The organism is Pseudomonas crudilactis (assembly GCF_013433315.1).
Taxonomy (GTDB): Bacteria; Pseudomonadota; Gammaproteobacteria; order Pseudomonadales; family Pseudomonadaceae; genus Aquipseudomonas; species Aquipseudomonas crudilactis.
Map to the genome: position 1 here is coordinate 1 of NZ_WXVV01000027.1, position 24869 is coordinate 24869.

At 60.0% G+C, this 24869-nt stretch carries 25 protein-coding genes; 7 read left to right on the top strand and 18 right to left on the bottom strand.

Annotated elements, in window-relative coordinates:
• Positions 1-69: 69 nt before the first annotated feature.
• Complete coding sequence (locus GTU76_RS25005; RefSeq protein WP_180699846.1) at positions 70-819, bottom strand: substrate-binding periplasmic protein; 750 nt, start codon at positions 817-819, stop codon at positions 70-72.
• A 145-nt stretch (positions 820-964) separates the two neighbouring features.
• On the opposite strand from GTU76_RS25005, the gene dnaX reads away from it, so the two are divergent.
• From dnaX to GTU76_RS25030, 5 genes are all read left to right on the top strand, one after another.
• Entirely contained in the window at positions 965-3061 is a 2097-nt protein-coding gene (gene dnaX, locus GTU76_RS25010; protein WP_016984748.1) for a DNA polymerase III subunit gamma/tau, read from the top strand.
• 66 nt (positions 3062-3127) lie between these two features.
• Positions 3128-3466 (top strand): YbaB/EbfC family nucleoid-associated protein, encoded by a 339-nt coding sequence (locus tag GTU76_RS25015; RefSeq protein ID WP_016984747.1) that lies wholly within the window; start codon positions 3128-3130, stop codon positions 3464-3466.
• A 264-nt stretch (positions 3467-3730) separates the two neighbouring features.
• Positions 3731-4765: an NADP-dependent oxidoreductase gene (locus GTU76_RS25020; protein WP_180699847.1), complete on the top strand. Its 1035-nt coding sequence runs from the start codon at positions 3731-3733 to the stop codon at positions 4763-4765.
• 66 nt (positions 4766-4831) lie between these two features.
• Positions 4832-5434, top strand: a complete 603-nt coding sequence (gene recR / locus GTU76_RS25025) for a recombination mediator RecR (RefSeq protein ID WP_007918335.1) — start codon at positions 4832-4834, stop codon at positions 5432-5434.
• 157 nt (positions 5435-5591) lie between these two features.
• A complete protein-coding gene (locus tag GTU76_RS25030; protein ID WP_016984744.1) occupies positions 5592-6740 on the top strand; it encodes an acyl-CoA dehydrogenase family protein in 1149 nt (382 codons plus the stop codon).
• 110 nt (positions 6741-6850) lie between these two features.
• On the opposite strand, the gene GTU76_RS25035 is transcribed toward GTU76_RS25030, so the two are convergent.
• Positions 6851-7399, bottom strand: a complete 549-nt coding sequence (locus GTU76_RS25035) for an adenine phosphoribosyltransferase (protein WP_016984743.1) — start codon at positions 7397-7399, stop codon at positions 6851-6853.
• A 78-nt stretch (positions 7400-7477) separates the two neighbouring features.
• Positions 7478-8212 (bottom strand): fumarate/nitrate reduction transcriptional regulator Fnr, encoded by a 735-nt coding sequence (gene fnr / locus GTU76_RS25040; protein WP_016984742.1) that lies wholly within the window; start codon positions 8210-8212, stop codon positions 7478-7480.
• Between the two features lie 154 nt (positions 8213-8366).
• Between fnr and GTU76_RS25045 the strand changes: the two genes are divergently transcribed.
• The gene (locus GTU76_RS25045) at positions 8367-8849 is read left to right on the top strand and encodes a hypothetical protein (RefSeq protein ID WP_175554883.1); all 483 of its coding nucleotides are present in this window, start codon (positions 8367-8369) and stop codon (positions 8847-8849) included.
• Here GTU76_RS25045 and hemN read toward each other — a convergent pair.
• The 7 genes from hemN to GTU76_RS25080 form a co-directional block, all read right to left on the bottom strand.
• Positions 8846-10228, bottom strand: coding sequence for an oxygen-independent coproporphyrinogen III oxidase (gene hemN, locus GTU76_RS25050; protein WP_175554882.1), 1383 nt, complete (start codon positions 10226-10228; stop codon positions 8846-8848). The two genes, GTU76_RS25045 and hemN, sit on opposite strands and share 4 nt — an antisense overlap.
• Positions 10229-10425: 197 nt before the next feature.
• Positions 10426-11109, bottom strand: a complete 684-nt coding sequence (locus GTU76_RS25055; RefSeq protein ID WP_016984739.1) for a sulfite exporter TauE/SafE family protein — start codon at positions 11107-11109, stop codon at positions 10426-10428.
• The gene (gene ccoS, locus GTU76_RS25060; RefSeq protein ID WP_016984738.1) at positions 11102-11314 is read right to left on the bottom strand and encodes a cbb3-type cytochrome oxidase assembly protein CcoS; all 213 of its coding nucleotides are present in this window, start codon (positions 11312-11314) and stop codon (positions 11102-11104) included. The genes GTU76_RS25055 and ccoS overlap by 8 nt, the downstream gene beginning before the upstream one ends.
• A gap of 24 nt (positions 11315-11338) precedes the next feature.
• Positions 11339-13789: a heavy metal translocating P-type ATPase gene (locus GTU76_RS25065; RefSeq protein ID WP_180699848.1), complete on the bottom strand. Its 2451-nt coding sequence runs from the start codon at positions 13787-13789 to the stop codon at positions 11339-11341.
• Positions 13790-13980: 191 nt separating this feature from the next.
• Positions 13981-14520 carry a FixH family protein gene (locus GTU76_RS25070; RefSeq protein ID WP_016985336.1) on the bottom strand — a complete coding sequence of 180 codons (540 nt, stop codon included), beginning with the start codon at positions 14518-14520 and terminating at the stop codon, positions 13981-13983.
• A gap of 11 nt (positions 14521-14531) precedes the next feature.
• Complete coding sequence (gene ccoG / locus GTU76_RS25075; RefSeq protein WP_016985337.1) at positions 14532-15947, bottom strand: cytochrome c oxidase accessory protein CcoG; 1416 nt, start codon at positions 15945-15947, stop codon at positions 14532-14534.
• Positions 15948-16181: 234 nt separating this feature from the next.
• Positions 16182-16358, bottom strand: a complete 177-nt coding sequence (locus GTU76_RS25080; RefSeq protein ID WP_180699849.1) for a hypothetical protein — start codon at positions 16356-16358, stop codon at positions 16182-16184.
• 299 nt (positions 16359-16657) lie between these two features.
• On the opposite strand from GTU76_RS25080, the gene GTU76_RS25085 reads away from it, so the two are divergent.
• On the top strand, positions 16658-17662 hold the full coding sequence (locus GTU76_RS25085) for a metallophosphoesterase family protein (RefSeq protein ID WP_180699850.1): 1005 nt from the start codon (positions 16658-16660) through the stop codon (positions 17660-17662).
• A 237-nt stretch (positions 17663-17899) separates the two neighbouring features.
• Here GTU76_RS25085 and ccoP (GTU76_RS25090) read toward each other — a convergent pair whose 3' ends face one another.
• The 8 genes from ccoP (GTU76_RS25090) to ccoN (GTU76_RS25125) all read right to left on the bottom strand — a co-directional run bounded on the left by ccoP (GTU76_RS25090) (position 17900) and on the right by ccoN (GTU76_RS25125) (position 24800).
• Entirely contained in the window at positions 17900-18883 is a 984-nt protein-coding gene (ccoP, locus tag GTU76_RS25090; protein ID WP_007917163.1) for a cytochrome-c oxidase, cbb3-type subunit III, read from the bottom strand.
• Positions 18880-19065 (bottom strand): CcoQ/FixQ family Cbb3-type cytochrome c oxidase assembly chaperone, encoded by a 186-nt coding sequence (locus tag GTU76_RS25095; protein WP_003175465.1) that lies wholly within the window; start codon positions 19063-19065, stop codon positions 18880-18882. Before GTU76_RS25095 ends, ccoP (GTU76_RS25090) begins: the two co-directional genes overlap by 4 nt.
• A gap of 5 nt (positions 19066-19070) precedes the next feature.
• Complete coding sequence (gene ccoO, locus GTU76_RS25100; RefSeq protein ID WP_034152834.1) at positions 19071-19679, bottom strand: cytochrome-c oxidase, cbb3-type subunit II; 609 nt, start codon at positions 19677-19679, stop codon at positions 19071-19073.
• Positions 19679-21121, bottom strand: a complete 1443-nt coding sequence (ccoN, locus tag GTU76_RS25105) for a cytochrome-c oxidase, cbb3-type subunit I (protein WP_034152833.1) — start codon at positions 21119-21121, stop codon at positions 19679-19681. The genes ccoO (GTU76_RS25100) and ccoN (GTU76_RS25105) overlap by 1 nt, the downstream gene beginning before the upstream one ends.
• 482 nt (positions 21122-21603) lie before the next feature.
• Entirely contained in the window at positions 21604-22557 is a 954-nt protein-coding gene (gene ccoP, locus GTU76_RS25110; RefSeq protein WP_122854371.1) for a cytochrome-c oxidase, cbb3-type subunit III, read from the bottom strand.
• Positions 22554-22751 carry a cbb3-type cytochrome oxidase subunit 3 gene (locus tag GTU76_RS25115; RefSeq protein ID WP_180699851.1) on the bottom strand — a complete coding sequence of 66 codons (198 nt, stop codon included), beginning with the start codon at positions 22749-22751 and terminating at the stop codon, positions 22554-22556. Before GTU76_RS25115 ends, ccoP (GTU76_RS25110) begins: the two co-directional genes overlap by 4 nt.
• A 5-nt stretch (positions 22752-22756) precedes the next feature.
• A complete protein-coding gene (ccoO, locus tag GTU76_RS25120; RefSeq protein ID WP_180699852.1) occupies positions 22757-23365 on the bottom strand; it encodes a cytochrome-c oxidase, cbb3-type subunit II in 609 nt (202 codons plus the stop codon).
• Positions 23366-23375: 10 nt separating this feature from the next.
• Positions 23376-24800, bottom strand: a complete 1425-nt coding sequence (gene ccoN, locus GTU76_RS25125) for a cytochrome-c oxidase, cbb3-type subunit I (protein WP_008082029.1) — start codon at positions 24798-24800, stop codon at positions 23376-23378.
• Positions 24801-24869: the final 69 nt, after the last annotated feature.

Here is a 24869-nt window from a genome sequence, read left to right on the forward strand (position 1 = left end):
GGCGTCCTGTCTTCCAAACATGAGTTGACTGACCCACCGCCATCGCGAGCAGGCTCACTCCTACAGGGGTTATGGGGTGGCTTCAGAGGACCCGGTATAGAGCCGGATAATCTCATCAATCTCCCCCGACATTTTCATCCGCAGCAACGTGCGCAATATCCGTTGCACCGGCACCTTCGGATCATTCCTCACATAGCAACCCACCTTCTGCTCCTGCAACACGGCGACACCCTGCAGTTGCTGCTCAGGCATCAAGCGCTGGTTAAACCAGTCCAGCGTCCACTGATTGCTCACCGCATAGCGATAACGCCCGGCCAGCAGCTTCTCCAACACCTGTTCCTGATTGCGCGCATCTTCGCGTTGCAGGTGATCGGCATCGAACAGCGGTTGCAGAGTCGGGTAGGTGTAGCCAAGAACGGTGCCGATGGATTGGCGGGGCAGGTGAGCGGGATCGGCACTGGCCGGCTGATCCTTGCGGCTGATCAGCAGATCACGTTGAAACAGCAGCGGAAGACTCCAGATGTAATCCCCCGACTGATTCGGCAGCCACGACTGCGCGGCATAGCAGCGCACGTCGATCTCTCCATGTTCCATCGACGTTTGCACGCGGGCGCGGGGCAGCACGTGAAACTCGGCCGGTACGCCGACCTGCGTGGCCAGGCTGAGCATCAGGTCGTAAAGAATGCCTTGCGTCGGACGGCCGCGTTCATATTGCACCATCGGCATCGCCCAGCTGTCGGGCATGGCGAAGCGCAACGGGGTTTCCGCTGCCGTCACATTCAGGCTGATTCCCAGCAACGCCCCCACGGCCCACCGCATAAACGCTCCGGTAATTCCCGATCCCGAGCCGATAAAAGCCTCTGCTGATGCAGCTTAGCCATATTAGACGAGGACACCGGATGCAATTTTGCCCTTGCTCCGCTAGCATTAGCCGCTTCAGCTTCCTTCGTTGCGACGGTTTTCGATGAGTTATCAGGTTCTTGCACGTAAATGGCGTCCGCGCTCGTTCCGCGAAATGGTCGGCCAGACCCATGTGCTCAAGGCTCTGATCAATGCCTTGGACAGCCAGCGGCTGCACCACGCGTACCTGTTTACCGGTACGCGCGGGGTGGGTAAAACCACGATTGCGCGGATCATTGCCAAATGCCTGAACTGTGAGACAGGTATCACTTCCAGCCCCTGCGGCGAGTGCTCGGTATGCCGTGAGATCGACGAAGGCCGTTTCGTCGACCTGATCGAGATCGACGCCGCGAGCCGCACCAAGGTCGAAGACACCCGCGAGCTGCTCGACAACGTGCAGTACGCGCCAAGCCGTGGGCGCTTCAAGGTCTACCTGATCGACGAAGTGCACATGCTTTCCAGCCATTCCTTCAATGCGCTGCTGAAAACCCTCGAAGAGCCGCCGCCGTACGTCAAGTTCATCCTCGCGACCACTGACCCGCAGAAACTTCCGGCAACGATTTTGTCGCGCTGCCTGCAGTTCTCGCTGAAGAACATGACGCCGGAGCGCGTGGTCGAGCATTTGACCCACGTACTGACCGCCGAAAACGTGCCGTTCGAAGACGATGCGCTGTGGCTGCTCGGTCGCGCCGCTGACGGTTCGATGCGGGACGCCATGAGTCTGACCGATCAGGCGATTGCCTTCGGTGAAGGCAAGGTGCTCGCCACCGACGTACGGGCGATGCTCGGCACGCTGGATCACGGTCAGGTTTATGACGTCCTGCATTCCTTGATCGAGGGTGATGCCAAAGCGTTGCTCGAAGCCGTGCGTCACCTGGCTGAACAAGGCCCGGACTGGAACGGCGTGCTCTCGGAAATTCTCAACGTGCTGCACCGCGTGGCCATCGCTCAGGCGTTACCGGAAGGTGTCGACAACGGGCATGGCGACCGCGATCGCGTGTTGGCACTGGCGCAGGCCTTGCCGGCCGAAGACGTGCAGTTCTATTACCAGATGGGCCTGATCGGCCGCCGCGATTTGCCGCTGGCGCCGGATCCGCGTGGTGGTTTCGAGATGGTCTTGCTGCGGATGCTCGCCTTCAGACCCGCCGATACCGCGGACGCCCCGAGGCAACCGCTAAAGCCAGTGGGGATCAGCCAGGCCACAGTTGATTCCGCAAACTCAGTGGCTGCCGCGCCTAAACCTGCGCCGGTAGTCGCTGCGGCGGTTGCGCCGGCCCCAGCTCCGGCACCCGTGGCAATACCAGCACCGGCTCCCGAGCCCGCGCCGGTCGCTCCTGTTGCCGCGCCAGAACCTGAGCCTGCGCCCGTCGTCGCCGAAGCCGACGTCGACCTGCCGTGGAATGACCCGGTAGAGCCCGAGGCGGAGCCAGAGCCCGAACCCGCGCAGCAACCTGCGGTCGAACCGGTGCTGGAAACCACCGCCGAGCAACCTGATTTGCCGCCGATGCCGTTGCCGACCCCGGACAGCGTCGTTCCGGAGGCGCCAGAATGGGCCGCCGCACCGATTCCCGAGCCGTCGGTCGCCGAGGTCGATGCCGCTACCCCGGGCATGGACATGGACGACGAACCGCCGCTGGACGAGGATTACATCGAGCCGGACATCGACTCGGCCTACAGCTACCTCGACGAGCTGGCCAGCGAACACGCCGCCGAGCCTGCCCCGGAACCTGAGCCGGAACCGGCTGCGGCACCGGCCACAGGTCTTGCGCTGCAATGGCTGGAGCTGTTCCCGAAACTGCCGATCTCCGGCATGACCGGCAGCATCGCCGCCAACTGCACGCTGATTGCGGTCGATGGCGATCATTGGCTGATGCACCTCGACCCGGCGCACAGCGCACTGTTCAACGCCACGCAGCAGCGACGTCTCAACGATGCGTTGAACCAGTTCCACGGCCGCACGCTGAGCCTGACCATCGAGCTGATCAAGCCCGAGCAGGAAACCCCGGCCCAAGCCGCGTCCCGTCGCCGCGCCAACCGTCAGCGCGAGGCGGAGGAATCGATCCACGGCGATCCGTTCATCCAGCAGATGGTTCAGCAGTTCGGTGCGGTGGTGCGACACGATACTATTGAACCTGTCGATGCCTTGGTCGCCCAAGGCTAATAACTGAAGGTGCTCGGCTTCATTGGCCGGGCGCTGTTTTGATCCAAGTACTTTGAGGTGATTCCCATGATGAAAGGTGGCATGGCCGGCCTGATGAAGCAGGCGCAGCAGATGCAGGAAAAAATGGCCAAGATGCAGGAAGAACTGGCCAACGCCGAAGTCACCGGTAAGGCCGGCGGCGACATGGTCACCGTGGTGATGACCGGTCGTCACGACGTCAAAAGCGTGAGCATTGACCCGAGCCTGGTTGAAGGCATGAGCGAAGACGACAAAGAAATGCTGGAAGCGGTCATCGCCTCCGCCGTCAACGACGCCGTGCGCAAGATTGAAAAGAACAGCCAGGACAAAATGGGCAACATGACCGCCGGCATGAACCTGCCAGCGGGTATGAAACTGCCATTCTGATTCGCCATTCGGCGACAGATGAGCTACACAAAATGCCAGGCATTGCGCCTGGCATTTTTGTTTCTGGCCCTTGGAGGTGCGGTGTCTGTGAGGCCGCCTTCGCGAGCAGGCTCGCTCCCACAGGGGAATGCTTCCCAAATGTGGGAGCGAGCCTGCTCGCGAATGAACTCACCTCGGTACAACTGAATAAACATCGAACGCGCAAAAGCCACAACGGTCTGCTCCCTATACCCGCTGAATTCACTATTCACAGGAGACGCTGACATGTCCGATCCTCTCACGCTCAACCAACGCTTCGTCCTCGCCTCGCGCCCGGTCGGCGCGCCGACCCCGGAAAACTTCCGCCTCGAACGCGAAGCGCTGCCGGATCTTGCGGATGGCGAGGTACTGCTGAAAACCCTCTATCTGTCCCTCGATCCCTACATGCGCGGACGCATGAGCGACGCACCGTCCTACGCTGCGCCGGTACAAATCGGCGAAGTGATGACCGGCGGTGCCGTCAGCCGTGTCGAGGATTCGCGTCATCCGAAATTCCACAAAGGCGATCTGGTGGTCGGCGCCACCGGTTGGCAAAGCCACAGCATCAGCGACGGGCGCAACATCATTCCGATCCCTGCCGGGTTACCGAGCCCGTCGATGGCGCTGGGTGTGTTGGGCATGCCGGGCATGACCGCGTACATGGGGTTGATGGACATCGGTCAGCCTAAAGAAGGCGAAACGCTGGTCGTAGCCGCTGCATCCGGTGCAGTGGGCTCGGTGGTCGGCCAAGTGGCGAAGATCAAAGGCCTGCGTACGGTCGGCGTGGCCGGCGGTGCCGAAAAGTGCAAATACGTGATTGAGGAACTGGGCTTTGACGCCTGCATCGATCACAAGGCGGCCGATTTCGCCGAGCAACTGGCCAAGGCCTGCCCCGATGGCATCGACATCTATTACGAGAACGTCGGTGGTCACGTGTTCGACGCGGTAGTGCCGCTGCTTAACGCCAAGGCGCGAATCCCGTTGTGTGGCCTGATCGCCGGTTACAACGCCTCCGAAGCGCCGCAAGGCCCGGATCGTCTGCCGCTGCTGCAACGCACGCTGCTGACCAAACGCGTGCGGATTCAGGGCTTCATCGTGTTTGACGACTACGGTGATCGTCAGCCGGAATTCATCAGCCACATGGTGCCGTGGGTGCGCGACGGCAAGGTGAAATTCCGCGAGGACGTGGTCGATGGCCTGGAGCAGGCGCCCGAGGCGTTTATCGGTCTGCTCGAGGGGCGCAACTTCGGCAAACTGGTGGTGCGGGTTGCGCAGGACTGAGTATTTGACGCTGGCCAGAGGCGCGGGTATAAACCGCGTCTCGTTGTTTTGTCGGACTTTTTACCCATGAGCTTCAGCCCTTTGATTCGCCAACTGATCGACGCGCTGCGCACCTTGCCGGGCGTGGGTCAGAAGACCGCCCAGCGCATGGCGTTGCAGATGCTCGAGCGTGACCGCAGCGGCGGCTTGCGCCTGGCCCAGGCACTCAGCCAGGCCATGGAAGGCGTCGGTCACTGCCGCCAGTGCCGTACGCTGACCGAAGACGATCTGTGCCCGCAATGCGCCGATACCCGCCGTGACGACACGTTGCTGTGTGTGGTGGAAGGGCCAATGGATGTATATGCAGTCGAGCAGACCGGTTTCCGTGGCCGCTACTTCGTGCTCAAGGGGCATTTGTCGCCGCTCGATGGCCTGGGGCCGGAGGCGATCGGTATTCCGCAGTTGATGACGCGGATCGAAGAGGCGGGCACGTTTACCGAAGTCATCCTCGCGACCAACCCGACGGTGGAAGGTGAAGCGACGGCGCATTACATCGCTCAGCTGCTGAGCAACAAAGGCCTGATCGCTTCGCGGATTGCCCACGGCGTGCCGTTGGGTGGTGAGTTGGAGTTGGTTGATGGCGGCACGCTGGCGCATTCGTTTGCCGGGCGTAAACCGATTTCCCTCTGATAAAAATCAAAAGATCGCAGCCTTCGGCAGCTCCTACAGGGAAACGCGTATTTCCAATGTAGGAGCTGCCGAAGGCTGCGATCTTTTGATCTTCTGCATCTTGTAAACCAAGCAAGCGCTCGGTTAAGTTCGGCGAACCCTTCCGTGGAGCTCGCCCATGCCTGCCTTTCAGGAATACTTCGACCCCAGCCACCAATTGGTCCGCGACAGCGTCAGACGTTTCGTCGAACGCGAGATTCTGCCGGACATCGATCAGTGGGAAGAAGCCGAAAGCTTCCCCCGCGAGTTGTACCTGAAGGCTGGGGCGGCGGGCATCCTCGGTATTGGCTACCCCGAAGCACTGGGAGGCAGCCATGCAGGCGATTTGTTCGCCAAGGTCGCCGCCAGTGAGGAATTGATGCGCTGTGGCTCTGGCGGCCTGGTAGCGGGGCTGGGCTCGCTGGATATCGGCCTGCCACCGATCGTCAAATGGGCTCGCCCCGACGTGCGTGACCGCGTCGTGCCACAAGTGCTCAGCGGCGAAAAGATCAGTGCCTTGGCAGTCACCGAGCCCGGCGGTGGCTCCGACGTTGCCAACCTGCAAACCCGCGCCGTACGTGACGGCGAGTTCTACCGGGTAAGCGGCAGCAAAACCTTTATCACCAGTGGCGTACGCGCCGATTTCTACACCGTCGCGGTGCGTACCGGTGCGCCGGGTTTCGGCGGCATCAGCCTGTTGTTGATCGAGAAGGGCACGCCGGGCTTCACCATTGGCCGTCAGCTTAAGAAAATGGGCTGGTGGGCGTCGGACACGGCTGAATTGTTCTTCGACGATTGTCGTGTACCTGTAGGCAACCTGATCGGAGCCGAGAATATGGGCTTCGCCTGCATCATGGGCAACTTTCAGAGCGAACGGCTGGCGTTGGCATTGATGGCCAACATGACCTCACAGCTTGCACTGGAAGAGAGCCTGAAATGGGCGCGCGAGCGTGAGGCGTTCGGCAAGCCGATCGGCAAATTTCAGGTGATCAAGCATCGCCTCGCCGAGATGGCGACCGCGCTGGAGGTCTCGCGGGAATTCACTTACCGGCAAGCGGCGAAGATGGCGGCGGGGCAGAGTGTGATCAAGGAGATTTCGATGGCGAAGAATTTTGCTACGGATACTTCCGACCGGATTACCACCGAGGCGGTGCAGATTCTTGGTGGGTTGGGTTATATGCGCGAGAGTCTGGTGGAGCGGCTGTATCGGGATAACCGCATCTTGTCGATTGGCGGCGGGACGCGGGAGGTGATGAACGAGATCATCAGCAAGCAGATGGGGCTTTAGGTTTTGCGGTGAGGCTGCCGGCCCCTTCGCGAGCAAGCTCGCTCCCACAGTTGGAATGCGTTCCCCTGTGGGAGCGAGCTTGCTCGCGAAAGCGATGGAACAGGCGCCGCTTACTTATCAGTCAGTGCAAACTGCGTCAGGCAGAAAGTAGGGATACCCATGTCCTGCAGGCGCTGCGAACCTTGCAGCTCCGGCAAATCAATAATCGCCGCCGCCTCATGCACCCGCGCGCCCATGCGGCGAATCAGGTTGGCCGCCGCAATCAGCGTGCCGCCCGTGGCGATCAAGTCATCGAACATCACCACCGAGTCGCCTTCACACAGGCTGTCGGCGTGCACTTCCAGGAACGCTTCGCCGTACTCGGTTGCGTAACCCTCGGCCAGCACGTCCGCCGGCAGTTTGCCTTGTTTGCGAAACAGCACCAGCGGCTTGTTCAACTGATAGGCCAGCACCGAACCGATCAGGAAACCACGGGCGTCCATCGCGCCGATGTGGGTGAAGTCGGCTTCGACGTAGCGGTGGGCGAAGCTGTCCATCACCAGGCGCAGGGCCTTGGGCGATTGAAACAGCGGGGTGATGTCGCGAAAGATCACGCCCGGTTTCGGGAAGTCGATCACAGGGCGGATAAGCGATTTGATGTCGAAGGAGTCGAAGACCATCGTCGAGGTGTCCTGGCAGGGCTGCAAACGGCGCAGTATACCCGCGGCTGAAACGCTTCGCTCAACCGCGGATCGAGATCAGCCGTCGATCGAGCCGCCGGCCAGTGCGCAGAGCTGGATCGGGTCGAGGATATGAATCTCTTTGCCCTCGGCGGCGATCAGCTCGTTTTGCTGGAAGCGGGTGAAGACGCGGGACACGGTTTCCACCGCCAGGCCGAGGTAATTGCCGATTTCGTTGCGCGACATGCTCAGGCGGAACTGATTGGCGGAGAAACCGCGAGCGCGGAAGCGTGCCGAGAGGTTGACCAGAAAGGTGGCGATGCGCTCGTCTGCAGTTTTTTTCGACAACAACAACATCATTTGCTGGTCGTCGCGGATTTCCCGGCTCATCACGCGCATCAACTGGCGGCGCAGCTGCGGCAGTTGCAGGGCCAGTTCATCGAGACGTTCAAAAGGGATTTCGCAGACCGAGGTGGTTTCCAGTGCCTGGGCGGAGACCGGGTGTTTCTCGGTGTCCATGCCGGACAGACCGACCAGTTCGCTCGGCAAATGGAACCCGGTGAGCTGTTCTTCGCCGCTGTCACTCAGGCTGAAGGTCTTCAGGGCGCCGGAGCGTACTGCATAAACGGAATCGAACGTGTCGCCCTGACGGAACAGGAACTCGCCTTTTTTTAACGGGCGGCCGCGTTTAACGATTTCGTCCAGCGCATCCATGTCTTCCAGATTCAGAGAAAGTGGCAGGCAGAGAGGGGCCAGGCTGCAATCCTTGCAATGGGCCTGGTTGTGAGCGCGCAGTTTAACTGGCTCGGACATTTCTTAGATCCTTGTGGGAAAACACACATAAGACGTAAGGGTAACCCACGGGAGGACATTCAGGCCAGTCTGGGGCGACTTTGCCCTACAGCCATAAAGCCACAGGGCCAGCAGCCGATAAACAGGTAACAAAGTGCATACAAGGAACGATTCGATGGCCGCCATTGGCACGCTGGGCCCCGGTAACAGCGACGTTGTGGCAGTGCCGGACACGTTTAAAACTTCGTCAGGCAATGCACACGACCCCAGCTCGACCGAAGAGGCAACCCCGACCTTGGTCGAGGGCGTCAAAGTGTCGCTGTCCGGTGCATCGATTGAAAAAGCCGCCAGTGTCGGTGGCGAAAACAGCGACATCGACGATAGCGGATTGCCTGAGAACATCCAGCAATTGCTGAAGATGATCCGCAAACTGCAAAAACAGATCGCCGAGAAAAAGGCGCTTATCGAAGCGATCATGGCCGACAAGCGTCTTTCCAACGAAGAAAAAATCATCAAGGTTGCCAGTCTGCGCGGCGCCATTGCCGCGTTGAACACCGGGTTGATCACGGCCAATCTTGCCCTGTCCAAAGTGGTCGGGCAGTCGGGCCTGACTGCGGATCAGAATATGAAAGTCGGCTCGCTGCTGATGAAAAACTAAATCACCCGCGAGAAACGCTGGCGGTTCTGCTGCTCAAGGTAGGCATCAAACACCATGCATACCGAGCGCACCAGCAGACGCCCCGCCGGCAACACCTCGATTCGTTCGCGATCCAGCTCTATCAGGCCATCGCTGGCCATGCCTTGCAGTTGCGGCCACAGCGCGCCGAAATAACCCTGAAAATCGATGTTGAACTGCTGCTCGATCTCGGCGAATTCCAGGCTGAAATTGCAGATCAGTTGCTGGATCACCGCACGCCGCAAGCGATCATCGGCGTTGCACACCAGACCCCGGCTGGTCGCCAGTTGCGCGGCAGCGAGGGTGTTCTGATAGGCGTTGAGGTCGCTGCTGTTCTGGCAGTAAAGGTCGCCGATCTGACTAATGGCCGACACCCCCAGACCAATCAAATCGCAATGACCGTGGGTGGTGTAACCCTGGAAGTTGCGTTGCAGGGTCTGCTCTTCCTGGGCAATCGCCAGTTCATCATCGGGCAGGGCGAAGTGATCCATGCCGATGTAACGATAGCCAGCGGCGGTGAGCTGTTCGATGGTGCGCTCGAGCATTTCCAGTTTCTGCGCCGGCGCCGGCAACTCATTGCCATTGATCCGCCGCTGCGGCATGAAGCGCTCCGGCAAGTGCGCATAGTTGAACACCGAGAGTCGATCCGGTTGCAGGCTGATCACTTCCTCGACGGTGCGGGCGAAGTTTTCCGGGGTCTGTTTGGGCAAGCCGTAGATCAAGTCGATATTGATTGAACGAAATTGCAGGGTGCGCGCGGCATCGATCACCGCACGGGTTTCTTCCAGGCTTTGCAGGCGATTGACCGCGCGCTGTACGGCCGGATCGAGGTCTTGCAGGCCGATGCTGACCCGGTTGAAACCGAGTTCGCGCAGCAGGCCCATGGTCGACCAGTCGGCTTCGCGCGGGTCGATCTCGATGCCGTAGTCGCCGGAGTCGTCATCCAGCAGATTGAAATGTTTGCGCAGGTGCGCCATCAACTGCCGCAGTTCGTCGTGGCTGAGAAAGGTCGGCGTGCCGCCACCAAAGTGCAGTTGTTCGACTTTCTGTGCCGGGTCGAGATGACAGGCGATCAGCTGGATTTCCTGCTCCAGCCGCTGCAAGTACGGCAGCGCGCGGCCGCGATCCTTGGTGATGACTTTGTTGCAGGCGCAGTAGTAGCAAATGTTCGCGCAGAACGGCACATGCACGTACAGCGACAAGGGGCGCAGGGCCTTGCGGCTGTCGCGCAGGGCATGGAACAGGTCGAAGGTGCCGACCTGACTGTGGAATTGCACAGCCGTCGGATAAGAGGTGTAGCGCGGCCCCGCCAGGTCGTAGCGGCGGATCAGATCAGAGTCCCAACGAATGGCGTCGAGCATGCGGGCATTCCCCCGGATAGGCTGGCAGTGTGAGCGAGTCTATCGGGGGGCGGCGATGGGGCTGTTGATTTGCATCAACGGGGAGAGGTGTGTTGATCATGCAGGCCTCTTCGCGAGCAAGCTCGCTCCCACAGATTTTGTGTACGCCTTAAATCCCCTGTGGGAGCGAGCTTGCTCGCGAAGGCCGCGCCGCCGATCTAATGCCCCATCAACCAATGCTGATGCGGCCCGGGCAATGTCCAGATGCCAAACAGAATTACCAGCAAACCTCCGGCCATGCGCACGCTGCGCTTGCGCAAAATGGCGGTGACGCGTTCTGCCGCGAGGCCCGTGGCGAGCAGCACCGGCCAGGTGCCGAGGCCAAACGCAAGCATCAACAATGCACTGTCCAGCGCATTGCCCTGACTCGCCGACCACAGCAACGTGCTGTAAACCAGCCCACAGGGCAGCCAGCCCCACAATGCGCCAAGCAATAGCGCCCGAGGCAGACTCGACACCGGCAGCAAGCGGTTGGCGACCGGTTGAATGTAACGCCACAGACCGCGCCCGAGGCTTTCAATGCGCGTCAGCCCGCTCCACCATCCGGCCAGATACAAACCCATGGCGATCAGCAGCAACCCGGCCAGCACACGCATGAACAATGCGGCTGGACTGTTAGCCACCGCCCAGCCTGCAAGGCCAATCAGCAATCCGGCGGTGGCATAACTGAGGATTCGGCCCAGGTTGTACGCCAGCAGCAAACGAAAGCGTCGACTGCGCTGTTCCTTGGGAATCGCCAGGGTCAGCGCGCCCATCAAACCGCCGCACATGCCCAGACAATGCCCGCCACCGAGCAGACCCAGGATCAATGCCGATACCAGCAAGGGCGCCAGTTCAAGCATGGGGTGGGGCCTTGTCGTCCGGTTTGTTGGGGTTGGCTTCGTCCACGGCGGCGGTGTGGTTAGGATCCTGATCGTCGAAGAGGATGCTGTGCGCCGGGCCGTCGAGGTCGTCGTACTGGCCGCTGTCCACTGCCCAGAAGAAGATGTAAACGGCGATGGCCACGATCAGCAGGGCGGCCGGGATCATCACGTAGAGAGCTGGCATCTGTACTCCAGGCGCCCGCGCGGCTCAGGCCGGCAGCGGACGGGTTTCTGACCGGGTGCTGACGGGCGGCGAACTCGGCAGGCGAGTCAGGCGCAGGGCATTGAGCACCACGGTCAACGAACTGATCGACATGCCGACGGCGGCCCACACCGGAGTGATCCAGCCGAGGGCGGCGAACGGCAACATGAGGCCATTGTACAGCGCCGCCCACAGCAGGTTCTCGATGATTACCCGGCGGGTGCGCCGCGCGAGCGAGAAGGCTTGGACCAGGGCGTCGAGGCGATTGGACAGCAGCACTGCATCGGCGCTGGTTTTCGCCAGATCGGTGGCTGAACCCATGGCCACGCTGATATCAGCGGCAGCCAGCACCGGCACGTCGTTGACGCCGTCGCCGAGCATCAGCACCTTGCGGCCTTCCTTGTGCAGTTGTTGCAGCACTTGCAGTTTGTCGTCCGGGCGCAAGCCGCCACGGGCCTCGTCGATGCCCAGTTCGGCGGCGACGCTGGCGACCATCGGCGAACTGTCGCCGGACAGCAGCAACGTACGCCAGCCACGTGCCTTGCACGCGGCGAGCAGCGCGGGGGCGTCATCACGCAAGCGGTCGTCGAGGACGAACCACGCCAGTGGCCCTTGAATGTCGCCGAGCAGCAGCCATTGGCCGGCCTCATCCGGCATCGACAGTGTTGCAGTGCCGCTGAGGGCGCAGACAAATTCCGCCTGGCCGATGCGCAGGCGCTGTCCGCCAACCAGCCCGTCGAGGCCAAGCCCCGGTGTGCTGTGGACTTCTTCGGCAGCCAGCGGCGCACGGCCAAAGGCGCGGGCAATCGGGTGTTCCGAACGGTTTTCCAGCGCGGCGGCGAGGCTCAGGCATTGATCGCTGTCCTGCGCGCCGAGAGGGCGAATCGAGCGCAGCACCAGTCGACCTTCGGTAAGGGTGCCGGTCTTGTCGAAGATCACTGTGTCGATCTGATTCAAACCTTCCAGCACATGCCCGCGCGTCAGCAGCAACCCGAGTTTGTGCAGGGTGCCGGTGGCGGCCGTCAGCGCGGTCGGCGTCGCCAGCGATAGCGCGCAAGGGCAGGTCGCAACGAGCATGGCGAGGACAATCCAGAACGCGCGCGACGAATCCAGTTCCCACCACAACAGGCCAATGGCCGCTGCGGCGATCAGCGACAGCAGGAGGAACCATTGCGCAGCGCGGTCGGCGATTTCCGCCAGGCGCGGTTTTTCCGCCTGGGCGCGATCGAGCAGACGGACGATGGCCGACAGGCGTGTGTCTTGTCCCAGCGCCTGAACCTCCACGGTCAATGCGCCTTCGACGTTGAGCGTACCGGCGGTGACCGTATCGCCCCGGGTGCGCGGTTGCGGCAGGTACTCGCCGGTGAGCAGCGATTCATCGATGCTCGACTGGCCGTCGATGATTTTGCCGTCGGCCGGGAGGATCGATCCGGCTTGCACCAGAATCTTGTCGCCCAGGCGCAATTCGCTGAGCAGGATGCGCTCGCTCTGGCCGTTGTTGTCCAGACGCAGACATGAAGCGGGCAACAGATTCACTAGCTGGGCCGTGGCGGCGGCGGTGCGTTCGCGGGCGCGGCGTTCCAGATAGCGCCCGGCGAGCAGGAACAACGCAAACATCCCGACCGCATCGAAATACAGCTCGCCAACGCCGGTGATCGAGGTCCAGATCCCGGCAATGTAGGCACTGCCGATCGCCAGCGACACCGAGACATCCATGGTCAGGTGACGCGTGCGCAGATCGCGCATCGCGCCTTTGAAGAACGGCGCGCAGCTGTAGAACACGATCGGTGTGGTCAGAAACAGCGCGACCCAGCGCAGGATCGTGTGCAGTTCGGGGCTGAGGTCGATGTTGAATTCCGGCCATGTCGCCATGGTCGCCATCATCGCCTGGAACCACAGCAATCCAGCCACGCCGAGTTGGCGCAGGGCCAGACGGTTTTCGCTGGCCAGTTGTTCGCTGGCGCGGTCGGCCTGATATGGGTGGGCGGCGTAGCCGATGTGGCGCAGTTCGGCGAGGATCTGACTCAGCGGTAATTGCGCGTCGGCCCAGCTCACGTGCAAGCGATGGTTGGACAGGTTCAGTCGCGCTTCGGCCACGGCGGGCAGCGTGCGCAAGTGTTTCTCGATCAGCCAGCCGCAGGCGGCGCAACTGATGCCTTCCATCAACAGGGTGGTTTCGGCCAGATCGCCTTCGTGACGGACGAAGGGTTGCTGCACATCGGCGCGGTCGTACAGCGCCAGTTCGTCGGTCAGTTGCACCGGCAGCGCTTGCGGATTGGCTGAAGCTTCGCTGCGATGTTGGTAGTAGCTTTCCAGGCCGCCGGCGACGATGGCTTCGGCCACGGCCTGACAGCCCGGGCAGCAGAACTCGCGGGACTCCCCGAGTACGACAGCGGTGAAGCGGCTACCGGTCGGGACGGGCAGGGCGCAGTGGTAACAGGGGAGTGGGGTGGTCATGGCATCGTTGAGGGGGTAAGCCCTTGCATTGGAGTTGTCCGCTTGCCCTCACCCCAGCCCTTTCCCGGAGGGAGAGGGAGCCGATCGGTGTGAGCCTGGATTTTCACTGTCATACACAAAACGTGCAAACGCTCGAGATCAGTTCCCTCTCCTGGGGGAGAGGGCTAGGGTGAGGGGGCTTTTGAAGTTGTTTACTTCTTCAAGTCTTCGGCACCTTGCAGCGGCTCATCACCCAGCAGCAAATCCTTGTCATGGCTGACCAGTTCTTCTTCGAACATGCGCCACACATGGTCATCCTGACTGCCGAGCAATTCGACAAACCGGCGACCTTCAACCTTGTCGCCCAATTGCCCAATGTAGCGGCCCGTTTCAGTCTCGCTGCGAGTCAGGACGATCTTGCGATCCTTCTCCGGCTGAGTCGGCGAGATCAGGTTCAATTCCAGCGTCTTCGGTTGGCTGTCACCGCTCAAGCGCAGATCGACCTCGCCAGTGACGCCATCAAGATGCACAGCCGCACGCATCTTCAGATTCTGCGCCAACAATTCACGGTCCAGCGAACGGTTGATGCCTTTGCCCGCCTCGTAGTAGTTGTCGTTGACCAGGTTGTCCGGGTTGTTCACCGCGATGGTCACCATCGACAGGGTCAGGGTCACCGAACAGGCCAGAATCCCGATGATGATCCAAGGCCAAAGGTGCTTGTACCAAGGACTTGCGGCGTTTGCTGCGGGCATGTTCAGTTCTCTCAACGGATTTGTGGGCCGATGAATCGGCTCTTGGCTTCAACGTGGACGCTGTCGTCATCGGCATCCTTGAGGATGAATTTCACCTCGTTGGTGCTCGATGGCAATTGTTCCGGTGCGCTCGACAACTCCACCGGCATGCTGACGATATCGCCGGCCGCGACCTTGATCTCGCGTTTGCCTTGCAGGCGCAGGTCGGGCAGGCCGGCGGCTTCCAGCACGTAAGTGTGGTCGCGCTGATCCTTGTTCATGATTTTCAGGCTGTAGACGTTTTCGATCCGGCCTTCGGCGTTTTCGCGGTACAGCACGCGGTCCTTGCTGACGTCGAAACCGACCAGCGAGCGCATGACGAACGCGGTGACCAACAGGCTGATCATCGCCAGCAGCACCACGGCATAACCGATCAGGCGCGGCCGCAGTTTATGGGTTTTCTGCCCTGACAGGTTGTGCTCGGTGGTGTAGCTGATCAGGCCGCGCGGGTAATCCATCTTGTCCATGATGCTGTCGCAGGCGTCGATGCACGCGGCGCAGCCGATGCACTCGATTTGCAGGCCGTCGCGGATATCGATGCCGGTCGGGCAGACCTGCACGCACATGGTGCAATCGATGCAGTCACCGAGTCCCTGAGCCTTGTAGTCGACGCCTTTCTTGCGCGGGCCACGGCTTTCACCGCGACGCGGATCGTAGGAAACAATCAGCGTGTCCTTGTCGAACATCACGCTCTGGAAGCGTGCGTACGGGCACATGTAAATGCACACCTGCTCGCGCAGCCAGCCGGCGTTGCCGTAAGTGGCGAGGGTGAAGAAGCCGACCCAGAAATACGACCAGCCATCGGCTTGCCCTGTGAAGAACTCAAAGACCAGTTCGCGGATCGGCGAGAAGTAGCCGACGAAGGTCATGCCAGTGACGAAACCGATCAGCAGCCACATAGAGTGCTTGGCGGCTTTGCGCAGAAACTTGTTGGCGCTCATCGGCGCCTTGTCGAGCTTGATGCGCTGGTTGCGGTCGCCTTCGGTGACCTTCTCGCACCACATGAAAATCCACGTCCACACACTTTGCGGACAGGTGTAACCGCACCAGACCCGGCCGGCATACACGGTGATGAAGAACAGGCCGAACGCGGCAATGATCAACAGGCCTGAAAGCAGAATGAAATCCTGCGGCCAGAAGGTCGCGCCGAAGATGAAGAACTTGCGTTCCGGCAGGTTCCACCACACGGCCTGATGGCCGCCCCAGTTCAGCCACACCGTACCGAAATACAGCAGGAACAATGCGGCACCGCCCATCATCCGCAGATTGCGGAACAGGCCAGTGAAAGCGCGGGTGTAGATTTTTTCTCGAGAGGCGTAAAGATCAACGCTGTTGTTCGCGTTTTTGCTCGGTGGTGTGACGTCGTGTACCGGAATCTGGTTGCTCATCATTGCATCCCACGGCAGTGGAAAAATGCCTCGGTCGATACGTGCCAACCAAGGTCAAAAAGGGGCGTTGCAGTGGCGCAATGATACGCCTGTCACGCCGACGAACGGGTGCGACCTTTGGTCGCGTTGGGGGAAGGGTGTAAATGGTGTAGCAGATGGAACAAGTCATGATCCAGATCAATTGACTATAGACGATGCATGAGACTCGCTCTGACGAGCGAGTCCCTGCCTTGTTCAGATCAGCCGTCCGCCGCCGAGACTGTCGAGCCCGCTTTCGGGTTTTTTTTTGACCACGTCGACGGTTGTGGCGTCATCACTGTCCTGGTGCTGCGTATTGAAGGTGTCGGTGTCAGAGTTGACATAGGTGAAATCCTCATGGGATTGCACACAATCATGATCAGCTTCTCGCATGGTTATCTTCCTTGGAATCTATTGATGTATGAGGCGCTCTGACAATGTGCGTCAGGCGCCAATAAAAGTTACTGCTCGCTGAAAGTCGAGTCCAGCGGACATTCGTCTCATTTTATGAGCGTCTTGTGTAAGGAGGAAGTTAACCTTAGTTGCGCTTTGCAAGTGGGATGATGTTGGTCTGGAAATAAAATAAATTAATTAATCTGCGCTGTATGTTTGAGGACTATAAGATTTTCGAATAGCGTGAAGTTGACGGCGCGAGGTCGTCAGTTTATTCGACTAAATGGAAGTGTTATGTGATGGCTAATAATAAAGTGGCAAGTTTGTTTGTGGGTGCGTATTTATTGTTTTCGGTATTCATGGCCCACGCAGTGCCTGATGCACCGAAGCACATGGTGTTCGCATCGGACACGCAATATCCCTGGACAGACAAGACGGACAGCAGAACACCTGAATCCGATGAGGAGTTCACCACGCGTTCGAAGTGGTTGGTAGAAAGTCAGCTGGCAAGTATTGCAGACTTTCGAACTCGTAATGGATCGCAGTCGACTATCCCTTTGATGATTAACGGTGATATCACTGCGTTCGGCCATGGCTGGCAGCGTGACTATATGGCGGCGGCATTGAAGCGGCACTTCGGTACGAATTATCTGTATGGCCTGGGCAATCATGATTATGAAAATAATGTAGATGACTGCTTCAGTAACAGCTGTGCAGCGGGGAGCATTGTCCAATTCAAAGAGTATCATGAAGGCAAGGTGGATAGTTTTGATCTGACGATTAGTGGCAGTGTGGTCAACAGACTTTATTCGGGGAGTCTTGCTTATTCAAAGACTATCGGTGACGTCCATTTGGTTCAACTCAATAATGAGCCGACCTACACAACACGGATAGCTCATTTTTTGAATCCGACGACGTTCGAAATAAACAGTGCACTGGACTGGCTCGAGAAGGATCTTCGCTTGGCGAGAGTTCAGGGTCACGCCATCATCATCAATATGCACAAACCGTTTGAGATGAAGGGCAGTCCCAGCCAGCAGAAGCGCTTTATCGAAATGCTCAAGACCTATAAGGTCACCGCAGTATTTGCCGGTCATCTGCACAAGGATGGCGGTAGTTCGTATTGGTTGGGGAATGTGCCGATGTACCTGAGTGGCGCCACTTCTCAACAAACTTACCTGATCACCAGTTTTACTGAAGATCGCAAGCAGTTGCAGATTTATCTGGTGAAGAACAATCAATGGCGAAACCGCGAGTTGATCGACACCGTTCCGGTGCAATCCATTTGGGCCAATCGTCCCTGAAAGCGGGCTCGTGGAGTTCGGCGAGGTTTTTTTGCCTGGTGTCGAACGTGGCCGTCAGTGGTGCCTTTTCGCGACCGGGTGCGTGAGACGACAGGCGAGTGCGGCGAGTGGCGACAGTTGCACTCCGGCAACCTTTGCAGTGCAGCAAGCGCTCCCACTGTCGATGCGAATGCGTTAAAACAAAACGGCCCCGCCAAAGAGAATTGGCGGGGCCGTTCTTTGTCTGGAGCGTCGGCCTTACTCGGCGTTCGCTTCCGGTGCTTTTTCACCGTGGGACAGGCTGTAAACATACGCCGCCAGCAGGTGAACCTTGTCGTTGCCTTGCAGTTGTTCCTGCGCCGGCATCTGGCCCTGACGGCCGTAACGGATGGTCTGCTGCAGTTGCGCGAAGCTCGAACCGTAGATGAACGCACCCGGGTGGGTCAGATCAGGCGCGCCCATGGCGGGGGTGCCTTTGCCGGCCGGCCCGTGGCAAGCCACGCAGTTGGCGGCGAACAGTTTGCCACCGTTGGCCGGATCAGCCTTGGTGCCTTCCGGCAGTTTGCGGCCATCCAGATTGGTCACGACAAACGCTGCCACGTCGGCAACGCCTTGCTCACCAATCACTTCAGCCCAGGCCGGCATCACCGCGTGGCGCCCGCCCATGATGGTGGTCTTGATGGTTTCCGGTTCGCCGCCCCAGCGCCAGTCGGCGTCGGTCAGGTTAGGAAAGCCGTAAGCGCCCTTGGCGTCGGAACCGTGGCACACCGAGCAGTTGGAGGCGAACAGACGGCCACCCATTTTCAGCGCTTGTGGATCCTTGGCGACTTCTTCGATGGGCATGGCGGCGAACTTGGCGAAGATCGGACCGAACTTGGCGTCCGAGCGAGCCATTTCCTTTTCCCACTCGTGCACGCCGGTCCAGCCGGTCTGGCCGTTAGCGAACGCGGTCTGCTTGTCGTTATCGAGGTAGTTGTAACCCGGCAGCAGGCCTTTCCAGTTGCCCAGGCCCGGGTACAGCACCAGATAACCCAAGGCAAAAATGATCGTGCCGACAAACAGCATGAACCACCATTTCGGCAGTGGGTTGTCGTACTCCTCGATCCCGTCGAAGGAGTGCCCGACCGTCTCGTCCGTCTGCTCGCTGCGCTGGCCCTTGCGGGTCGACAGCAGCAGCCAGGTCAGGGCGAAGATCGTACCGAGACTGAGGACTGTGACGTACAGACTCCAGAATGTAGTCATTCTTTGTTACTCCTAGAAGCTTGCTCGACGTGCTTGATGGCTTCGGGATCATCCGCAAAAGGCAACAAGGTCGCGTCTTCAAACTCCGACTTGCGCTTGGGGCTGAACACCCACAACGCCAGACCGATGAAGGCCACCATCACGACAACGGTGCCCAGGCCACGAATCATCCCGATATCCATCTAATTCACCGTTTGCTTTTGATGATGGTGCCCAGGCCTTGCAGATAGGCCACCAGCGCGTCCATTTCGGTTTTGCCCTTCACGGCAGCCTGTGCACCGGCGATGTCTTCGTCGGTGTAAGGGACGCCGAGGGTGCGTAAAACCTCCATTTTCTTGGCGGTTTCCTTGCCGTCGAGCTTGTTTTCCACGAGGAACGGGTAAGCCGGCATTTTCGATTCAGGTACCACGTTGCGCGGGTTGTACAAGTGCGCACGTTGCCAGTCATCGGAGTAACGACCACCGACGCGAGCCAGATCCGGACCGGTACGTTTGGAACCCCACAGAAACGGGTGATCCCAGACGCTTTCACCGGCGACCGAGTAGTGGCCATAGCGTTCGGTTTCAGCGCGGAACGGACGGATCATCTGCGAGTGGCAGCCGACACAACCGTTGGCGATGTAAACGTCGCGGCCTTCCAGTTCCAGCGCCGAACGCGGCTTCATGCCTTCGACCGGTTTGTTGGTGACGTCCTGGAAAAACAGCGGAACGATTTGGGTCAGGCCGCCGACGCTGACGGCGATGACCATGAAGAAGGCCAGCAGGCCAATATTCTTCTCGACAGCTTCATGCTTCATCAGTGAGCTCCAACGACAGCGATCTGGGCAGCGGCTTCAGCTTCAACCGGGTTCGAGGCGCGCACGGTGCGCCAGACGTTGTAAGCCATCAGGAACATGCCGCTGGCGAAGAATGCACCGCCCAAGGCACGAACGATGTAACCCGGGTGACTGGCTTGCAGCGCTTCAACGAACGAGTAGGTGAGGGTGCCGTCGTCGTTGATTGCACGCCACATCAGGCCCTGAGTGATGCCGTTGACCCACATCGACGCGATGTACAGCACGGTGCCGATGGTCGCGAGCCAGAAGTGCGCGTTGATCAGGCCGACACTGTGCATCTGCGCACGGCCGAACAGACGCGGGATCATGTGGTAGATCGCGCCGATCGAGATCATCGCTACCCAGCCGAGAGCGCCGGCGTGTACGTGGCCGATGGTCCAGTCGGTGTAGTGCGAGAGCGAGTTGACGGTCTTGATCGCCATCATCGGGCCTTCGAAGGTCGACATGCCGTAGAACGCCAGCGAGACCACGAGGAAGCGCAGGATCGGGTCGGTGCGCAGCTTATGCCAGGCACCCGACAGGGTCATCATGCCGTTGATCATGCCGCCCCAGCTTGGTGCCAGGAGGATGATCGACATCGCCATGCCCAGCGATTGTGCCCAATCCGGCAGTGCGGTGTAGTGCAGGTGGTGCGGGCCGGCCCAGATGTACAGGGTGATCAGTGCCCAGAAGTGCACGATCGACAGGCGATAGGAGTAGATCGGACGTTCGGCCTGTTTCGGCACGAAGTAGTACATCATCCCGAGGAAGCCGGTGGTGAGGAAGAAGCCTACGGCGTTGTGGCCGTACCACCACTGGATCATTGCGTCGGTCGCGCCGGAGTAGGCGGAGTAGGACTTGAACAGGTTCACCGGCAGCGACATGTGGTTGACGATGTGCAGCATCGCCGTGACGACGATGAACGCACCATAGAACCAGTTACCGACATAGATGTGCTTGGTTTTGCGCTTGGTGATGGTGCCGAAGAACACCAGACCGTAGGTGACCCAGACAATGGCCAGCAAAATGGCGATCGGCCATTCCAGTTCCGCGTATTCCTTGGTGGTGGTGTAACCCAGCGGCAAGGTAATGATTGCGCCGACGATCACCGCTTGCCAGCCCCAGAAGGTGAAGGCCGCGAGGCTGTCGGAAATCAGTCGCGTCTGGCAGGTTCGCTGCACGACATAGTAGGAAGTGGCAAACAGTGCACAACCACCGAAGGCGAAAATCACCAGGTTTGTGTGCAACGGGCGCAAGCGTCCAAAGCTCGTCCACGGCAGACCGAAGTTCAACTCCGGCCAGACCAGTTGCGAGGCGATGAAGACACCGAGCCCCATGCCAAGGATCCCCCAGACCACCGTCATGATGGCGAACTGGCGGACTACCTTATAGTTATAAGCAGTCGGACTGATTGCTGTGCTCATTCTAAGGTTCCACGGTTTGGGTGTTTTATTAGGATTAAAATCGGCCGCAAGTATGCAGAGAGCAGGGGGTCATTGCAACGCGCCATGACCTGGGTCAATGCTTTCCAACGCTGATTCTGCGGCCTTTCCATGCGCCGCGTAAGGACAAAATCGGCCTCGGACAAAATGTCGCAGCGGACGAAAAAAGCGAGGGGTTCAGGTCGCTTGTAACGGGGTGTGTTCAAACGCTCGGTTCGGGTGACGGACGGTAAATGGCACGACAGCCGGTATCTACCGGCGTTTGCGGCCACATCAGTCAGCCGGTTCGCGGAACACAGCAGTTAGCGTTGACCTGGAACCGGCGCAAGCCAGTCCGCATCGAGCAAGCGTAGACCCGAATCCGGGGAACCGAAAGGAGAGGGTGTGAAGGGGTGCGACAATGCGTCGCAAAGGGGCTGGATGCTGCCGCACCGAGAATGGTGCGGCAGGGGTGTATGCAATGATTACTTCTTGTTGTCTTCAGTAATCAGTTTTTCTGTATTCAATCCGTGCGACAGGCTGTACACATAAGCGGCCAGCAATTGCACTTTATCGTTGCCCAGCAACTCGTTCTGCGCTGGCATGTGACCCTGACGACCATGGCGGATGGTCTGCTCGAGTTGGGTCAGGCTGGTGCCGTAGATAAACCCGGCCGGGTGCGTCAGATTCGGTGCCCCCATGGCTTCAGTGCCGTGGCCGGTTGCCCCATGACAGGCGACGCACGTGGTGCTGAACGCTTGCTGTCCGGCTTGCAGGTCAGCTTTGCTGTCGGCGGGCAGCGGCAGGCCGGCCAATTCGTGACGCACATAAGCGGCCACGTTTTTCACCCCGGCCTCGCCCAACACTTCGCCCCAGGCCGGCATCGCCGCCATCCGGCCACCCATGATGGTAGTCTTGATGGTGTCGGCGTCGCCGCCCCAACGCCAGTCGCTGTCGGCGAGGTTAGGGAAACCGAACGCGCCCTTGGCGTCCGAGCCGTGGCACACCGAGCAATTGGAGGCGAACAAGCGGCCACCCATTTTCAGCGCCTGCGGGTCCTTCGCCACTTCTTCCACCGGCATGGCGGCGAATTTGGCGAAGATCGGCCCGAATTTGGCGTCGGCCTTGTTCATCTCCTTTTCCCACTCGTGCACGCCGGTCCAGCCATCCTCGTAACCCGGCAGGATGCCTTTCCAGTTGCCCAGGCCCGGATAGAGGATCAGATAGCCCACGGAAAACACCAGCGTGCCGGCGAACAGCATGAACCACCACTGCGGCAACGGGTTGTCGTACTCCTCGATGCCGTCGAAGCTGTGGCCCATGGTCTGGTCGACGCTGCCCTTGGTTTCGCCCCGGCGAGTGCCGATCAACAGCCACGTCAGGCCGATCAGGCTGCCGATGGTCAGTACGCAGATCCACGTACTCCAGAAGGTGGTCATGGCCGGGTACTCCTTGTTTCATTTACTGGGGTTGTGTCGGGCTGCGGCTCGTCGGCGAACGGCAGCAGGCGCGCTTCGGCGAATTCCGGGGTGCGCTTGCGGTTGAACACCCAAAGCGTCAAACCGACGAAGGCGACGAACACCACGACCGTGCCGAGGCCGCGAATCAGGCCTGCACTCATTTCAATGATCATCGTGCTCACCTCTTGCTCTTGATCGCAGTGCCGAGCACTTGCAGGTAGGAGACGAGGGCATCCATTTCGGTCTTGCCCTTGACGCTGGCCACCGCGCCGCTGATGTCGTCGTCGGTGTACGGCACGCCGAGGGTGCGCATGGTCTTGAGCTTGGTTTCGGTGTGGCTGCTGTCGACCGCCTGCGTAACCAGCCACGGGTAGGCCGGCATTTTCGATTCCGGCACGACGTTGCGCGGGTTGTACAAGTGCGCGCGGTGCCAGTCATCCGAGTAGCGCGCGCCGACCCGGGCCAGATCCGGCCCGGTACGTTTCGAGCCCCAGAGAAACGGGTGATCCCAAACGCTTTCACCGGCTACCGAGTAATGCCCGTAGCGTTCGGTTTCTGCACGGAACGGGCGGATCATCTGCGAGTGGCAACCGACGCAGCCTTCGCGGATATAGATGTCGCGGCCTTCCAGTTGCAGCGCGGTGTAGGGCTTCATGCCCTCGACCGGTTTGTTGGTGACGTCCTGGAAGAACAGCGGGACGATCTGGGTCAGGCCGCCGATGCTCACGGCGAAGACCATGAGCAACATCAACAGGCCGACGTTCTTTTCAATCGTTTCGTGTTTCATGGCGGACTCCTCAGGCCATCTGCGCGGCAGCGACGACGTCAGCAGGCTGCGAGGCCCGCACGGTGCGCCAGGTGTTGTAAGCCATCAGGAACATGCCGCTGAGGAAGATCGCCCCACCAATCAGCCGCACGACGAAGCCTGGGTGGCTGGCCACCAGGGTTTCGACGAAGGAGTAGGTGAGCGTGCCGTCCTCGTTGACTGCGCGCCACATCAGGCCCTGAGCGATGCCGTTGACCCACATCGAAGCGATGTAGAGCACGGTGCCGATGGTCGCGAGCCAGAAGTGCGCGTTGATCAGGCCGACGCTGTGCATCTGCGCCTTGCCGAAGATTTTCGGGATCATGTGGTACAGCGCGCCGATCGAGATCATCGCTACCCAACCGAGAGCGCCGGCGTGTACGTGGCCGATGGTCCAGTCGGTGTAGTGGGAGAGGGCGTTGACGGTCTTGATCGCCATCATCGGACCTTCGAAGGTCGACATGCCGTAGAACGCCAGCGAGACCACGAGGAAGCGCAGGATCGGGTCGCTGCGCAACTTATGCCAGGCGCCCGAGAGGGTCATCATGCCGTTGATCATGCCGCCCCAGCTCGGTGCCAGCAGGATCAGCGACATCACCATGCCCAGCGACTGCGCCCAATCCGGCAGCGCGGTGTAGTGCAAATGGTGCGGACCGGCCCAGATGTACAGGGTGATCAAGGCCCAGAAGTGCACGATCGACAGACGATACGAGTACACCGGCCGCTCGGCCTGTTTCGGCACGAAGTAGTACATCATCCCGAGGAAACCGGCGGTGAGGAAAAAGCCTACGGCGTTGTGGCCGTACCACCATTGCACCATCGCGTCGGTTGCACCGGCGTACACCGAGTAGGACTTGGTGAAACTCACCGGCAACTCAAGGTTGTTGACGATGTGCAGAATCGCCACGGTGATGATGAACGCGCCGAAGAACCAGTTGCCCACATAAATGTGTTTGGTCTTGCGCTGCATGATCGTGCCGAAGAACACGATGGCGTAGGCGACCCAGACGATGGTGATCAGGATGTCGATCGGCCATTCCAGCTCTGCGTATTCCTTGGAACTGGTGTAACCCAGTGGCAGGCTGATCGCCGCCAGCAGGATTACCAACTGCCAGCCCCAGAAGCAGAACGCGGCGATTTTCGGTGCAAACAATTGCGTCTGGCAGGTACGTTGCACCGAGTAGAACGAACTGGCGAACAGCGCACAGCCACCGAACGCGAAGATCACCGCGTTGGTGTGCAGCGGGCGCAGGCGGCCGAAACTGGTCCAGGGCAAATTGAAGTTGAGTTCGGGCCAGACCAATTGGGCCGCGAGAAAAACCCCGAGCCCCATGCCGACGATGCCCCACACCACCGTCATAATGGCGAATTGGCGGACCACCTTGTAGTTGTAGGCGGTACTGATAGAAGTGTTCATGGTTCCCCATCCACGGTTCAGCCGAAGTGAGCGCGCGCAAGACACGCGGCGAATCCTTCGTCTGGAGTT